14 protein-coding genes are annotated in these 13,214 nt (G+C 56.2%); 9 read left to right on the top strand and 5 right to left on the bottom strand.

Annotation, left to right across the window (positions count from 1 at the left end; translation table 11 throughout):
• The first annotated feature begins 12 nt into the window (after positions 1-12).
• The gene (locus WDN02_RS14815) at positions 13-960 is read left to right on the top strand and encodes a hypothetical protein (RefSeq protein WP_337294223.1); all 948 of its coding nucleotides are present in this window, start codon (positions 13-15) and stop codon (positions 958-960) included.
• A gap of 77 nt (positions 961-1,037) precedes the next feature.
• Here the strand turns inward: WDN02_RS14815 and WDN02_RS14810 are convergent, their stop codons facing one another.
• The 5 genes from WDN02_RS14810 to WDN02_RS14790 form a co-directional block, all read right to left on the bottom strand.
• The gene (locus WDN02_RS14810) at positions 1,038-1,835 is read right to left on the bottom strand and encodes an ABC transporter ATP-binding protein (RefSeq protein WP_337294222.1); all 798 of its coding nucleotides are present in this window, start codon (positions 1,833-1,835) and stop codon (positions 1,038-1,040) included.
• Positions 1,836-1,872: 37 nt separating this feature from the next.
• Positions 1,873-2,907, bottom strand: coding sequence for an ABC transporter substrate-binding protein (locus tag WDN02_RS14805; RefSeq protein WP_337294221.1), 1,035 nt, complete (start codon positions 2,905-2,907; stop codon positions 1,873-1,875).
• A 66-nt stretch (positions 2,908-2,973) separates the two neighbouring features.
• Positions 2,974-3,738, bottom strand: a complete 765-nt coding sequence (locus WDN02_RS14800; protein WP_337294220.1) for an ABC transporter permease — start codon at positions 3,736-3,738, stop codon at positions 2,974-2,976.
• Positions 3,739-3,847: 109 nt separating this feature from the next.
• Entirely contained in the window at positions 3,848-4,210 is a 363-nt protein-coding gene (locus WDN02_RS14795; protein ID WP_337294219.1) for a Rieske (2Fe-2S) protein, read from the bottom strand.
• Positions 4,197-5,738, bottom strand: coding sequence for an amidohydrolase family protein (locus tag WDN02_RS14790; protein ID WP_337294218.1), 1,542 nt, complete (start codon positions 5,736-5,738; stop codon positions 4,197-4,199). The genes WDN02_RS14795 and WDN02_RS14790 overlap by 14 nt, the downstream gene beginning before the upstream one ends.
• 197 nt (positions 5,739-5,935) lie before the next feature.
• On the opposite strand from WDN02_RS14790, the gene WDN02_RS14785 reads away from it, so the two are divergent.
• From WDN02_RS14785 to coxB, 8 genes are all read left to right on the top strand, one after another.
• Entirely contained in the window at positions 5,936-6,682 is a 747-nt protein-coding gene (locus WDN02_RS14785) for a glucose 1-dehydrogenase (protein ID WP_337294217.1), read from the top strand.
• Between the two features lie 94 nt (positions 6,683-6,776).
• The gene (locus WDN02_RS14780) at positions 6,777-7,037 is read left to right on the top strand and encodes a GntR family transcriptional regulator (protein ID WP_337294216.1); all 261 of its coding nucleotides are present in this window, start codon (positions 6,777-6,779) and stop codon (positions 7,035-7,037) included.
• A 334-nt stretch (positions 7,038-7,371) separates the two neighbouring features.
• Positions 7,372-8,805, top strand: a complete 1,434-nt coding sequence (locus tag WDN02_RS14775; protein WP_337294215.1) for an IS4 family transposase — start codon at positions 7,372-7,374, stop codon at positions 8,803-8,805.
• Positions 8,806-8,923: 118 nt separating this feature from the next.
• The gene (locus WDN02_RS14770; protein ID WP_337291549.1) at positions 8,924-9,277 is read left to right on the top strand and encodes a transposase; all 354 of its coding nucleotides are present in this window, start codon (positions 8,924-8,926) and stop codon (positions 9,275-9,277) included.
• The gene (gene tnpB, locus WDN02_RS14765; protein ID WP_337292070.1) at positions 9,274-9,618 is read left to right on the top strand and encodes an IS66 family insertion sequence element accessory protein TnpB; all 345 of its coding nucleotides are present in this window, start codon (positions 9,274-9,276) and stop codon (positions 9,616-9,618) included. The genes WDN02_RS14770 and tnpB overlap by 4 nt, the downstream gene beginning before the upstream one ends.
• Before the next feature lie 73 nt (positions 9,619-9,691).
• The gene (locus WDN02_RS14760; protein ID WP_337294214.1) at positions 9,692-11,290 is read left to right on the top strand and encodes an IS66 family transposase; all 1,599 of its coding nucleotides are present in this window, start codon (positions 9,692-9,694) and stop codon (positions 11,288-11,290) included.
• 147 nt (positions 11,291-11,437) lie between these two features.
• A complete protein-coding gene (locus tag WDN02_RS14755; RefSeq protein ID WP_337294213.1) occupies positions 11,438-12,259 on the top strand; it encodes a cytochrome c oxidase assembly protein in 822 nt (273 codons plus the stop codon).
• Positions 12,256-13,212 (top strand): cytochrome c oxidase subunit II, encoded by a 957-nt coding sequence (gene coxB, locus WDN02_RS14750; protein ID WP_337294212.1) that lies wholly within the window; start codon positions 12,256-12,258, stop codon positions 13,210-13,212. The genes WDN02_RS14755 and coxB overlap by 4 nt, the downstream gene beginning before the upstream one ends.
• The last annotated feature ends 2 nt before the right edge of the window (positions 13,213-13,214 follow it).

The following is a 13,214-nucleotide window of genomic DNA, read 5'->3' as shown; positions in this document are numbered from 1 at the left end:
CTGAGGATTACTATGTCTTTGATATTGACGGCCGCCTGCGACCCCTTCGAGATCGCGCGAGCTTTGGAAGATGGCTCCGTTCGCCCGCGTGACGTCGAGCTTCGGTTTCAGCCCGAAATGACAAATCCGGCACGCCATAAAGCCATGGTGCGCGATTTGGCTTTCGATATCTGCGAACTCAATATTTGCACATATCTGATAGCGCGCGAGGCCGGCGTACCAATTACTGCGTTGCCTATTTTCTTATTCCGCAAATTTCGCCACGGAAGCATATTCGTCAATCCAGCCGGACGCGTAAAGCAGCCGACTGATCTGGCACATGCGAAGATCGGCTGTCCCAATCTTCAGGCCGCTGCTGTCGTGTGGGCGAGCGGTGTTCTGAACGACGATTTTGGCGTCAATCAACGCGCGCCGACATGGGTAACGGAACGCGATGAGGACATTGGCTTTTCCGCCCCTGCCGATCTTAAGCTTGCGCGCGCCCCGGCGGGGACGAATGTCGTTGAAATGCTGCTACGCGGCGAAGTCGACGCAGTCATCACTCCACAATTACCGGAAGTCTTTACCAGAGGCGATCCGAATATCGTGCGGCTCTTTCCGGATTATGCCGAGCGTGAGCTTGCCTATCATCGGACGACAAGCCTATTTCCTATTATGCATGTCACCGCCATCAAAAGCACGCTGATAGCAGACAACCCGTGGTTGACTGGAAGCTTGACCGCGGCATTTGAAACGTCGAAGCGCTACGCTTACGATCGAATGCGTCGCGATCGTACTATCCCTCTCGCCTGGTTCGGCGCACGATGGGAGGAGGAGCGTTGCATTCTTGGCGACGACCCCTGGGTTTATGGTCTCGGCGATCAAAACCGGAATAACATTGAAACGATCGCGCGCTACACTCAAGGACTAGGCCTTATTTCGTCGGTACCCCCGGTCGATGAACTCTTCGTCAGTACTTGATAGACCTGTCTGAATATGCAGGTTTGGCTCGGTGCATGTTGACGCCGTTAGTTTTGCAATGCCACCTTTTCATAACGTTAGTTTTGTTTGATTTCACCTTTGAAGTGTTTCCATAAGGCGGCGTAGGTTTCGTCGAATCCCGGCTCTAGAAATATCTCGAAAACATTGCGCGGTCGCTTCAACGGTACTTTGACGATCTCTTTAATCCGCGCGGGCCGGCGTGTCATGACGACGACCTGATCCGACAGAGTGATCGCCTCGACAAGGTCATGAGTGATAAAGAACATCGTATTCCGGCGGTTATGCCATAATTGAAGAAGTTGATGATGCAAAGACATTCTCGTTTGCGCATCCAACGCGCCAAACGGTTCGTCGAATAGGACAACCTCCGGCTCGTAGACTAGCGTTCTGACGATCGCCGCCCGTTTCTGCATGCCGCCAGAGAGTTGCGACGGATAATGGTTTTCAAATCCGTCGAGGCCCACCATCTGCAGCCAAGACATTGCGCGCTCGCGCCGCTCCTTCTTCGGCACGCCCCTGATCGCGAGCGGAAACTCGACATTACCCAAGGTCGTCAACCACGGAAAAAGGTTGCTTTCCTGTGTGACGAATCCGACTTTTGTATTCAGTCCATCGATCACACGACCATGTTGCAGAACGTGGCCGCCGGATGCCCGGATAAGCCCCGCCGCCAGACGCAGTAGCGTCGTTTTTCCGCATCCTGACGGCCCCACCACCGTCGTTATTTGTCCTGGCATCACATCGAAACTGACGTGATCGAGAATGAGCGCATCGTTCCCTTGGCCGCCGTAGGCGAGCTTCACGCGGGAGAACGCAAGTGCAGGATCTTCGTTTGATGCTTCGATCATCGTCATCAAATAATATTCCTTGCGGGAGAACCAGCGCCTCCCACTAAACGGTGAACTTGTTGGTCCAGAAAGTCCCCTCGCGCGTGGGAAGTGGTGCGGTGATCATTTTGAGATCCGTCGCGACCTTGTTCATATTTACCCACATCGCCTCAGTCATGCGACCGCCCGGCGGGAAACTCGACTTGTCTCGTTCAAGCGCGCGCTCGATAGCCCGAGGGTCAACAGATTTATAAACACCGCGCATGACGTCCACGACCTTGCCGAAATTAGCGTGGTAGTAATTATTCGCCTGACCGATTGTATGCGCGATACGCCTTACGACATCGGGGCGCTTGTCTGCGAACTCCGGCGATACGGACAGAATCGTGTAAGGAAATTCCGAGTAGATCGGAACGTCCTGGCTGCAGTTGATGAACAGATGCCCAAAGCCATCGAGTTCGACCTGGTCAGCCTCTGGCGCATCGCCAACTGTGATATCGACTTGATTCGTGCGCAAAGCCGCGACGCGCGAAGGGCCAAAGCCTACCGCCAAAATTTTGACATCCGTATTCGGATCCACTCCCCCCTGGCGAATGAGATATCGCGCATATTGCGCTGGACCGCCGCCAATCGTGGAAGCGCCCAAACGCGCGCCCTTGAAAGCCTTCAATTTTTCCGAAAGTGGGCTGCTCGGGGAGACGCCCTGTCGCGCAAGCCAATCGTTACGCGCGGTGAATTGCATTGCAAGGCGCCCGGTGAAGGCGGCAACCGTCAAGGTCTCTATGCCCTTCCCCCATCCAATAACCGGATCACTTGACGCGATCCCGCAGAACTGCGCATCCTTATTCGTAAGCGCGGCCATGGCGAGAGGGCCGCCCTGTACTCTCTGCACCTTTGCCTCGAGGCCATTTTTCGCCCACAGCTTTTCTGCGTCCGCGATATAAAGTCCGGAATAGGTGATCCCCGGCGCCGAATAGACACCCTGCGTTGGCACCAGAGCAGATTGAGCTGAGGCCCAACGTCCCCAGGTCGGCATCGCCAAGCCGATGGATGCAACGGCTGCAGCACCCTGCTTCAATACAAGCCGACGTTCGATCATTTCTTCGCCCCTCAGAATGCCACAGCGCATCCTATACGGTCGGTCGAATCCGGCCGTATAGAACAATCAGATTTGAACGGTTTGGCCTTGCTGCGAACTCCGCCAGCGAATGATGCGTCCCTCAAAGGCTGAGAGGATGCTATTCGCTATGAATACGATCGCGACTAGGATGATAATTCCTGAGAATAGCGCCGGAGTGTCATAGGTCTGGGAAGCATAGAGTATGAAATATCCCAGCCCCTCGCTCGATCCTATATATTCGCCAATTACCGCGCCTATTACAGCGTAAGGCACGGCTGTCTTAAGACCAATGAATATCTTGTCAGCCGCCGCTGGCAGAATGATCCGAACGACCGTTTGCGGCCACGATGCGCCCATGATACGTGCAAGCCGCACCAACTCTTCGTTTATGGTTTGTAGGCCGGAATACGTGTTGAAGAAAATCAAGAAGAAGCTCGAAAGGAAAACAACCGCCACCTTCGAGCTCAACCCAAGCCCGAGCCAGACAATAAATAGAGGCGCCAATGCGATTTTTGGAACGCTGTAGAGCCCCATGATAAAGGGCTGGAGTATATCCGACAGAATTGCCGATCGGCCCAGAATGAAGCCAAGCGAAAGCCCGACGACGGCCCCCAACAAATAGCCGAGCGCGATCTCGACAAACGTCACCCATATGTCGCGATAGATTTCACGACCGCGCAATAAATCTACCAACTTGCGCGCCACCGCGTCCGGGTGGCTAAAATATGGGACCGCGTTTTCGGGTACAAGAAACTGCCATGCGAGAATAAACGCCGACATGATTACAATCTGCGCGGCAAGAATCTTCATTCGTCTACTTATGTGCGGCCGCCGATGCCTCTCGGCGGCCGTGACATTGATATCTTCCACACCCGCAACCGCCATCTTTATGTCGCCCCTACTCGACCCCGTCGTGCTTTTAGTCCGCGGCCCGCGCATACAATGCGCCCTCACGTTCTTCGACCTCATAAATGTCCAACTGGAACCCAGGACAATTGACACCTTTCCCATCGGAGAGCCGGAACGTGAAGACATGGAGCGGGCAACGCACCATCGTTTCATTCACCGCGAGCTCGGCCTTCAACATCGTCGCGAACATATGCGGGCACGCGCGGCTCGTGCCGCGATACCCGTGCTTGGTACGGAAAATCACGATTGACTCGCTTCCGTAGCGGGCACGCGCAGGAAATACTCCATTCGGATCAACTTCCACCAGGTGCTGCCAATTCTCGACGCCTGCAACCGCACCTGCATCCTGCTCTTGGCTGCTAGTTGCTTGCATGAGAGACCTCTTGGATTTTGCTCGAAGCAAAATTCTTCATTTCTGCAATTTCCTTCATTCGATTGACGGCAAATGCGCGATCGAGACGCATGAGAAACAGCCCGATCTGCATCGTGAATTTTTGGTCGATAAAGCTGTCATAGACAGCATTGAGTCCGTCACGCAGTGATAAGCCATTTTTCTCAAGCGTAGCGTGGAACGCAGCCTGCAATTCTAATGCCTTTTCGACATCAAGATATTCCGCGGAGGATAAAACCCAATCGCGGGTCGAAAGCACGTCTGCAAGGGAACCGAGGAATTCCCTTTGCTGCACGTTCAGGGTTGTTGCAGCTCGCGGGACGTGATCCTCAGCCACCTGAAGAAACCAATTCGATTCGTCTTGCCCTTTCGCCATATCGACGTCGAACCGCTTGCCATTTTTGAAGGTCATCACGGGGACGATCTGCCGCCGCGCAGTTCGCGTGCGGGAGTAACAATCGCTCAACTCGAATTCGCCGTCTTCGACTTTGAAGATTGTGATGTCCGCCGGGAATCCCTCGACGAGACCGCCGGCCCTGTCATTCAACGATATTGCTTGCGCAGCATTTGACGTCACGCAGGCAATGAGCTGCGGCAAAGTCATGCCGAGATGCATCATCACGCTCAGCACGTTCGCGAGTGACTTTGCCGGCCGCACGACATTGAACTGCTGCAGGTCCGAACTGATCGTATAAGGCAGGAGCCCCTCGGCGTAGGCCTGTTCCGCGACGTCCCACGAGAAATTATAACCGCCGAAGCCGAGATCAAAGAGCACACCGCGGCGTTCAGCCTCTCGCACGACCGGATAAAGCTTACCTTTTTGGTCGACGACCCGGCCGAGATTCCCGTGATAAATATGCGTGATCATATCGCCGGGCTCGGCGATCTTGAACGCTTCATATGCAAGGAGAACTTCGGGCTTCTGATTCTGGAATTCGCCGATATGCATATAGAGGGGCAATTTCAGAATCTGCGCGAGCCCCTTCGTCACGTTCAAAGTGCCCGGACCATAATCACCCATCGCATTGCACTTCAGATAACGTAGGATATCGCGGTGTTCCTGGGCAAAGTCGATCCATTTGGTGATCGGTACTTCACCAAGTGTTCTGACATTGCCTTCAATGAAATTCAGGCCCAGCAGGCCCATTGGCCGAATGAATGGCCCGACATAAAGGCTGGTTTCGAGTCCGTCCATCAGCGCGACAAACTCGTCAAGCGTCCCGATACCGGGACCGCCCGCTTCCACAAAGCTCGTAACGCCTTGATAGACGCCGACACTATCAGGATTGGCAAAACCAAGCGTGCCATATGCGTGGACGTGAATATCCACCCATCCCGGGGAGAGGTAGAATCCCGCAAGGTCGATAACCTGCGCCTCGGCTTCGTTGACGTCCGCGAGGGAGCCAATTTTCCCGTCGCGAATGACGATGTCCTTTACACGATCGATTTTATGCAGGGGATCGATGACATGGGCATTCCTGAGAATGATGACATCTTTAGTTTTTTGCATCAGTCGTCCCGTCTCAGACTGCATTATTGATATGGCAGTAAAACATCACAGATATAGAAGAGTCAATTGGAGCTGAACGTAAGGAATTAAAAAACAAAACCACGCGGTTCGTCGCAGATGAAATATGCGGCGGCTATCGCATACAAAATCGGCAATTCGCTCGCGCGATGGGCGCCTCTACTGACGGAAGGAAGGTCATGGATAATCCGGTTGTCTTGATCACTGGCGCGCTCACGGGTATCGGCCGCGCTACGGCATTGGCATTTGCAAGCGAAGGCGCTCACGTCGTGGTTTCTGGGCGCCGCGACGAAGCTGGCACCGAATTGGCTGCCGAATTACACAGACTGAGCGGCGATTCGCTCTACATCCACGCCGATGTGAGCAGCGAGGCAAATGTTGAGCGCCTCATCAACGAAGCCCATACCCGTTTCGGGCGAATTGACGTTGCGGTGAATAATGCCGGCGTTGAGGGGAGGCTCGGGCCTTTGATCGACCAGACGGTCGATAGTTATTCCTCAACATTCGGTACGAACGTGCTTGGGACTATATTGAGTTTGAAGCATGAGCTTCTGGTTATGCGCGCGCAAGGACACGGCAATATAATAAATATCTCGTCCACGCTCGGCCACAAAGCCGCGCCGGGCACTTCGATATATGCGGCGAGCAAACATGCCATTGAAGGGTTGACGAAAGTCGCCGCTTTAGAGGCCGCGACCTTTGGTGTCCGCGTCAATGCGATCGCGCCAGGGCCTGTTGAGACAGAGATGCTTCATCGTTTTGCCGTCACACGTGAGCGGCGCGACGCCATGCTTGCAGGCGTGCCCTTGAAACGCGCCGGAATGGCCGAGGAAATCGCCCAGGCGATCCTTTTCATCGCCTCGGATAAAGCCGCGTTCGTCACCGGCCATATCTTTGCCGTAGACGGCGGCCGTTCGGCAACATGACCCAGGAGGGAGATATGCGAGCCGTAGACGAGCATAATCCTTCACACAACTGGCAGATCCAAACATATATCGCTGCAACATTGTCTGAGGCACGATGGATCTCAAAATTTTGACCCAAAGCATTCAGACTCAGGCCGTGCGAAACCTTCGCGAGGCAATTATTTCACGCGTGTTTCAGCCGGGTGATCGTCTCATCGAAGCGGATATTTGTGCGCGTCTTGGCGTGAGCCGCCCCTCCCTGCGCGAAGCATTGCGAAGCCTCGAGGCTGATAGGCTGCTCATCATCGTTCCAAGCACGCGGCCAATCACGTCGTTGCCACCGATGATATCCAGTTCACCGCCGCTGATGGCATAAGTCCCGATACCACCCTTGTTGCCGATGTTGATTGAGGCGCAGCTCCCAACAACGCCGCACAAAGGCGTCACGACCACAGTGCCGCCAGTCTGATTGACGGCGCCCTGGCCGCCGAAATCGCGCACCATGGACTCCGGCCCTTTCCCGCAAGAATGGGGCGCGTAGGCTTGAACAGCCATCCCGTTCGCTGTTGAAACGTAAGCGGCAAGGTGATCTTTCAATTACCCATAAATTAGCGGCCGCTCTGCGCAGGGTATCCCGGGCGGGATCTTGTATTGGCGGAATCTGTTGTGATTCATTGTTGAGCACCTGATTCGAAATCACGGGGTGCTCAATGGGTTTGAAGTTGAAGGAGCGCGGGGCGGCGTCTATTCAACGACTGACATCCGATATCGAGACGTGGATTGATCGGGAAGTTGCGGGATGCGAGTTTAAGGACGAGCGTCTTGGGCGACGGTTTTGCAAATTGCTCGGGCAGATCGGGAGCGACATGGGTCAAAGCATCCCGCAGATTTGCCGGGATTGGGCCAACACGAAGGCTGCCTATCGCTTTTTCTCCAACGAACGGGTCAACGAGGCGGATATTCTTCGCGGCCATTTCGAGGCGACGCGTGGGCGCGTGACCGAGGCAGAGGGACCGATCCTCGTCCTCCATGACACGACGGAATTCAGTTTCAAGCGCGAGAAGCCGGATTTGATTGGCTTTACGGGTAAGACGGCAGGGCGCACGCAGTGCGGTGTTCTCATGCATTCGAGCCTGGCCGTGACGACCGAGGGGCTTCCGTTCGGCCTGACTGCCATCAAGTTCTGGACGCGCAAGAAGTTCAAAGGGACGACGGCGCTGAAGCGAAAGGTCAATCCGACGCGGGTTCCGATCGAGCATAAGGAGAGCATCCGCTGGTTGGAGAATTTGCGGCAATCGACCGACCTTCTCGCTGCCCCCGGACGATGTGTTCATATTGGTGATCGCGAGAGCGACATTTATGAGCTGTTTTGCTTGGCTGAGGAGGTTGGAACGCATTTTCTTGTGCGAACCTGTGTTGATCGGCTTGCCGGGGACGGCAATCATACAATTGCCGACGAAGTGGACGAGATTACGATCAAAGGCCTACATCGGATCGAAGTCAAAGACAGCAATGGTGATTCAGATGAAGCACTTCTCGAAATCCGTTTCTGCAAACTTCGAGTCCTCCCACCAATTGGCAAGCAGAAGAAATATCCAGCGCTTAATCTAACCGTGATCCATGCTCAAGAGCGAGGAATGCCAAAGCGACGAAAGAAGATCGAGTGGAAACTTCTCACCAATCTCCCAGTTAAATCGCGTAAGGACACCATCGAGAAGCTCGAATGGTACGCGATGCGGTGGAAAATCGAGGTCTTCCATAAAATCCTCAAATCAGGCTGCAAGGCGGAGGAGTCGAAACTGCGGACCGCTGAGCGTCTAGTGAATCTGATCGCGGTTTTCTGTATTGTGAGTTGGCGCGTCTTCTGGATGACGATGCTCAATCGTTCCACGCCGAATGCGCCGCCGCAAATGGCGATGACCGAGATCGAAATTAAGCTTCTCGATCATCTAGTGAAAGATCGGAATGGTGATAGTACTCGGCGAAAAACGCTCTCGCACTACGTCGTTAAAGTAGCGCGGCTTGGAGGATACTTAGCGAGAGCCAGCGATCCACCTCCGGGAAATATCGTGATATGGCGCGGTCTATCCAAGCTAACGGATATCGAATTGGGTGCTGCGATCGGGACAAAAATTTATGGGTAATTGAAAGCAAGGTGATCCCATCTGGCATGGGATTTTGGGAGCAGTTATTGATGCTGGATCACAAGCATTGATGTGAGCTTCTATGTCTGCGCCTAGTTCTAGTGATAGAAGCTTCCATATGATCGAGGCGGTTGCGGAACGTCTTGAGGGCGCTCCGGTTCGTCTGCGCCGGCGATGGTCAGATGAGCTCAAAGATCAAGCGATAGCCGACTCTCTGGTGCCTGGCGCGAACGTGTCGGAGATCGCGCGTCGCATCGGTATTGGCCCTTCGCAGCTCTTCGATTGGCGTCGGAAGGCGCTGCGTAAGGGATCGGTCAGCCTGACGGCGCCGCAGCTGGATGCCTCGCCTGAACCCGCGACGTCCGCGTCGGCATTTATCGAAATCGTTGTCGGCGATATTGTCATCCGTGCGGACGCCATGGCTGATGAGGCACATTTGCGGCGCGTGGTGCGCGCGGTTCGCTCGGCATGATCCCGTCCGGCGTCAAAGTTTTTCTGGCCAGTCATCCGATCGATTTTCGAAAAGGCATGGACGGGTTATTGTCGCTGGTGCGGGACGCCGGCAGTGATCCGTTCGACGGCGCTCTTTATGTTTTTCGTGCCAAGCGGGCCGACAGAATCAAGATCGTCTTTTGGGACGGGTCCGGGGTTGTTCTTTATGCGAAGCGCCTGGAGACAGCGCAGTTCTGCTGGCCGAAGATCGGGCATCATCGGGTTCAACTCAATCAGGCGCAGCTGATGGCGCTTGTCGACGGCATGGATTGGAAGCGGGTTCATGCGGTGACAGTGAAGCCGCCTGAGTTTGTTGGGTAAATCGCTGCGGCAGAGTGAATCACGCGGCCGAAAATGCGCGCCACCGGGGTGAAAATATGCTCTGATCTGCGTCATGCCGGCGCCGGTTTTCGATCTCCCCGACAATGTTGATGCGCTCAAAGCCATGGTGCTGGCCATGGCTGAGAAAACGGATGCTCTCAAGGGTGAAGTTGCCGAACTTCAAGCCCTGAATGCGAGCGCCGAAGAACGGATCGCGCGCCTGACCTCGATCCTCAAGACGCTGGAGCGGGCAAGGTTCGGGCGCCGCTCCGAAAAACTCGGCTCCAATGCGCTTGACGATGAACAGAGTGCCTTCGTCTTCGACGAGGTTCAAACCGGGCTCGGGGCCATCCAGGCCGAGCTCGATAAACGGCAGGACCCTGACAAGGCCAAACGAGCCGCACGGCCTCGCAAGGGTTTTGCGCCGCATCTCGAGCGGGTCGAGATCGTTATCGAACCGGCTGAGCTTCCGGAGCACGCCGGCAAGCAGAAGATCCTGATCGGCGAGGATGTCTCGGAGCGGCTCGATGTGGTCGCGGCGAAGTTCCGTGTCATCGTCACGCGCCGGCCGAAATACGCCTTCAAGAACGAAGATGGTGTCATTCAAGCCCCGGCGCCGGCCCATATCATCGAGGGCGGCATCCCGACCGAAGCGCTTCTGGCGCAGATCGCGGTCTCAAAATATGCCGACGGCCTGCCGCTCTACCGCCAGGAAGCGATTTACGCCCGCGACAAGGTGGACCTCGACCGAGCCCTGATGGCGCAATGGATGGGCAGGCTCGGATTTGAACTCGATATCCTCTCCGAACATGTCCTCACGCTGATCAAGAAGGCCGAGAGGATCTTCGCCGACGAAACCACGCTGCCAACCTTGGAACCAGGCTCCGGCAGCACCAAGACAGCCTATCTCTGGGCTTACGTGCGAGATGACCGGACCTTCGGCGGCAGCGGTCCGCCGATGGTTGCCTACCGCTTCGAGGATAGCCGGTCGGGCGAATGTGTCGCCCGCCATCTCGACAATTATCGGGGCATCCTGCAGGTGGATGGGTATACGGCCTATAATCGTCTTGCGCGGCCCGACCGCGGCAATGATGCCATCACGCTCGCGGGATGTTGGTCCCACGTTCGAAGAAAATTTTACGAACTGCACATCGCCGGCAGTTCCAAACTCGCGACCACGACAATCGAACGCATGACCCAGCTGTGGGAGATCGAGGAGAAGGTGCGCGGCAAAGATCCAAATGCACGCGTCGCAGCCCGCCAGGAAACCTCGGTCGCGATCGTCGCCGATCTGTTCAAGCTTTGGCAAGACGCGCTTCCACGTATCTCCGGCAAGTCCAAATTGGCGGAGGCAATCCGCTACGCCATCTCACGGCGGGCGACGCTCGAACGCTTCCTCACCGATGGCCGCGTCGAGATTGACTCCAACATTGTGGAACGTGCCATCCGGCCGCAAACAATCACGCGAAAGAACTCGCTCTTTGCCGGCAGCGACGGCGGCGGACGAACCTGGGCAACCATAGCGACATTGTTGCAGACGGCAAAAATGAACGATGTCGATCCGCTCGCCTGGCTCGCGCAGACGCTCGAGCGTCTCGCCAACAGCTGGCCCAACGCCGAGATCGATGCTCTCATGCCCTGGCGCTTATACAGCCTGAACGGCCGCGGCTAACCGCTTACCTTGCAGCAAGCGTCTGGCGCGGCTCTCCCCCGTCGCGTTGCGCCAAATCGAGCATCTTATTGAGAAACTTTCCGCGCCGTGCCGAGTTTGGTCACTGTTGACATCGTGTGTTGCAGCTCCAGTTCGGATTTATAGTGTATGTCCACGCAGGTCCTGCAGACCCCTTATTGTGGTCTACCGCCAGCGCCCGCTGACCTTTGGGCTCGCTGGAATTTTGATCCGATTCTGATTAGCGTGCTTGTTGTCTGCGCCGCTGCCTATGGGTGGAAAGCGACCGCGGCACGCCGTCAGGGCCAAGCAATAGCTGCTTGGCGGCAGGCCTCGTTTTATGTCGGCTGGGCGATTACGGCTCTCGCATTAATCTCACCGCTTTGTCCCCTATCTGTGTCCTTGTTCGCCGCCCGCGTCGGCCAGCACATCATTCTGGCGCTGATCGGTGCTCCTCTTGTTGTGACCGGTCGTCCCTTCACGCGCGTCGAAAATGTCTCAAACCCAGCAACTAAACCGAGGGGCATTGCGCCGCTCAGTGCGGCGGCGTTGTTTGCAGCTAGCATCTGGTTCTGGCATGCGCCGGCGCCCTATGCTGAGACGTTCCGCAGCAGCTTCGTCTATTGGTCCATGCATGTATCCGTCTACGGCGCGGCGCTGTGGCTTTGGGCCAGTCTGATCGACGCGCCTCCCGCGAAAGCGATGCACGTCGTCCTTGCCGGCCTGTTCTCATCCATCCAAATGGGCTTCCTCGGTGCGCTCATCACCTTTGCGCCGCGCGCGCTCTATACGCCGCATCTCCTCACCACGGTCGTGTGGAATCTGACGCCGCTCCAAGATCAACAACTCGGCGGTGCCATCATGTGGGTGCCGGGCTGTGTTCTCTTCTTCATTACCTCGATGCTCATCCTCTGGCAGGAGATCATTCGCAGCGAGATCGCACCGGCCCGCGCGAATGCGGTGTCCCGATGACTCCGTTGTCGTATCTGACGGGTTACGGCACCAAAGCCTATCCGGTGACTGCGCTGACGTGGGGGCTGTTGATCATCTCGATCGTCGTCGTCGTGATCGTCACCGGCCTTGTCGTGGTGGGCGTCATAACTCGGCGGGTGCGGCCAGAAACGCCGCTAGGCGAAGTTCCCGTCGATAGGCGCGGCTCGGGCTTGGGCCTGCTTGGCGTGGGCGTCGGCATTTCGACGTTTGTGCTGATGATTTCTGCGGTCTGGACCATGGCCGTCATTGCGAAAATCAACGCACCACCGCCGGGCCAGAAACCGCTGGTGATCGAGATCACCGGCGGCCAATGGTGGTGGAAGGCGCGCTATCTCAACGACGATGCGAGCAAGGTTCTCACCACAGCAGATGAGTTTCACATCCCGGTCAGCCGGCCGGTTCGTATCGAACTTATTGGCGCCGATGTCATCCATTCCTTCTGGGTACCTGCGCTGGCTGGCAAGACCGATACAATTCCCGGCCAGACGAACGAAACCTGGCTGCAAGCCGACAAGCCAGGACGCTATCGCGGCCAATGCACGCAATATTGCGGCGAGCAGCACGCGCATATGGCATTTTACGTCATTGCCGAGCCGCCTGCCCAATTCGAGCAATGGTTGAAGGATCAGTTGCAACCGGCGGTGGCGCCGACGTCTCCCCTGATCGCGCAAGATGAACATGTCTTCGTCGAACATTGCGGCGCTTGCCATACGGTGAGAGGCAGCACGGCCGGCGGTTCCGTCGCACCCGACCTTACGCATCTCATGAGCCGCCAGACACTCGCAGCCGGGATGCTCGAGAACACGCCGGGTGCGTTGGCCGGCTGGATCGCTGAGCCATCGGCGGTGAAGCCCGGCACGAAAATGCCCGATCTTTATTTGTCCGGGCCGCAGCTCTCCGCGGTTACGACCTATCTGGAAACATTGAAATGAGG

Source organism: Methylovirgula sp. (assembly GCF_037200945.1).
In the GTDB taxonomy this organism is placed as follows: Bacteria; Pseudomonadota; Alphaproteobacteria; order Rhizobiales; family Beijerinckiaceae; genus Methylovirgula.
The sequence above is the reverse complement of the archived record's forward strand: the minus strand, read 5'-3'. Positions and strand labels throughout refer to the sequence as shown.

Coding starts and splice junctions, on each gene's coding strand:
- WDN02_RS14770 (WP_337291549.1), top strand. CDS start 8,924: ATGATCGAGGCGGTTGCGGAACGTCTTGAGGGCGCTCCGGTTCGTCTG.
- WDN02_RS14810 (WP_337294222.1), bottom strand. CDS start 1,835: ATGACGATGATCGAAGCATCAAACGAAGATCCTGCACTTGCGTTCTCC.
- tnpB (WP_337292070.1), top strand. CDS start 9,274: ATGATCCCGTCCGGCGTCAAAGTTTTTCTGGCCAGTCATCCGATCGAT.
- coxB (WP_337294212.1), top strand. CDS start 12,256: ATGACTCCGTTGTCGTATCTGACGGGTTACGGCACCAAAGCCTATCCG.
- WDN02_RS14790 (WP_337294218.1), bottom strand. CDS start 5,738: ATGCAAAAAACTAAAGATGTCATCATTCTCAGGAATGCCCATGTCATC.
- WDN02_RS14800 (WP_337294220.1), bottom strand. CDS start 3,738: ATGAAGATTCTTGCCGCGCAGATTGTAATCATGTCGGCGTTTATTCTC.
- WDN02_RS14815 (WP_337294223.1), top strand. CDS start 13: ATGTCTTTGATATTGACGGCCGCCTGCGACCCCTTCGAGATCGCGCGA.
- WDN02_RS14755 (WP_337294213.1), top strand. CDS start 11,438: ATGTCCACGCAGGTCCTGCAGACCCCTTATTGTGGTCTACCGCCAGCG.
- WDN02_RS14795 (WP_337294219.1), bottom strand. CDS start 4,210: ATGCAAGCAACTAGCAGCCAAGAGCAGGATGCAGGTGCGGTTGCAGGC.
- WDN02_RS14785 (WP_337294217.1), top strand. CDS start 5,936: ATGGATAATCCGGTTGTCTTGATCACTGGCGCGCTCACGGGTATCGGC.
- WDN02_RS14775 (WP_337294215.1), top strand. CDS start 7,372: ATGGGTTTGAAGTTGAAGGAGCGCGGGGCGGCGTCTATTCAACGACTG.
- WDN02_RS14805 (WP_337294221.1), bottom strand. CDS start 2,907: ATGATCGAACGTCGGCTTGTATTGAAGCAGGGTGCTGCAGCCGTTGCA.
- WDN02_RS14780 (WP_337294216.1), top strand. CDS start 6,777: ATGGATCTCAAAATTTTGACCCAAAGCATTCAGACTCAGGCCGTGCGA.
- WDN02_RS14760 (WP_337294214.1), top strand. CDS start 9,692: ATGCCGGCGCCGGTTTTCGATCTCCCCGACAATGTTGATGCGCTCAAA.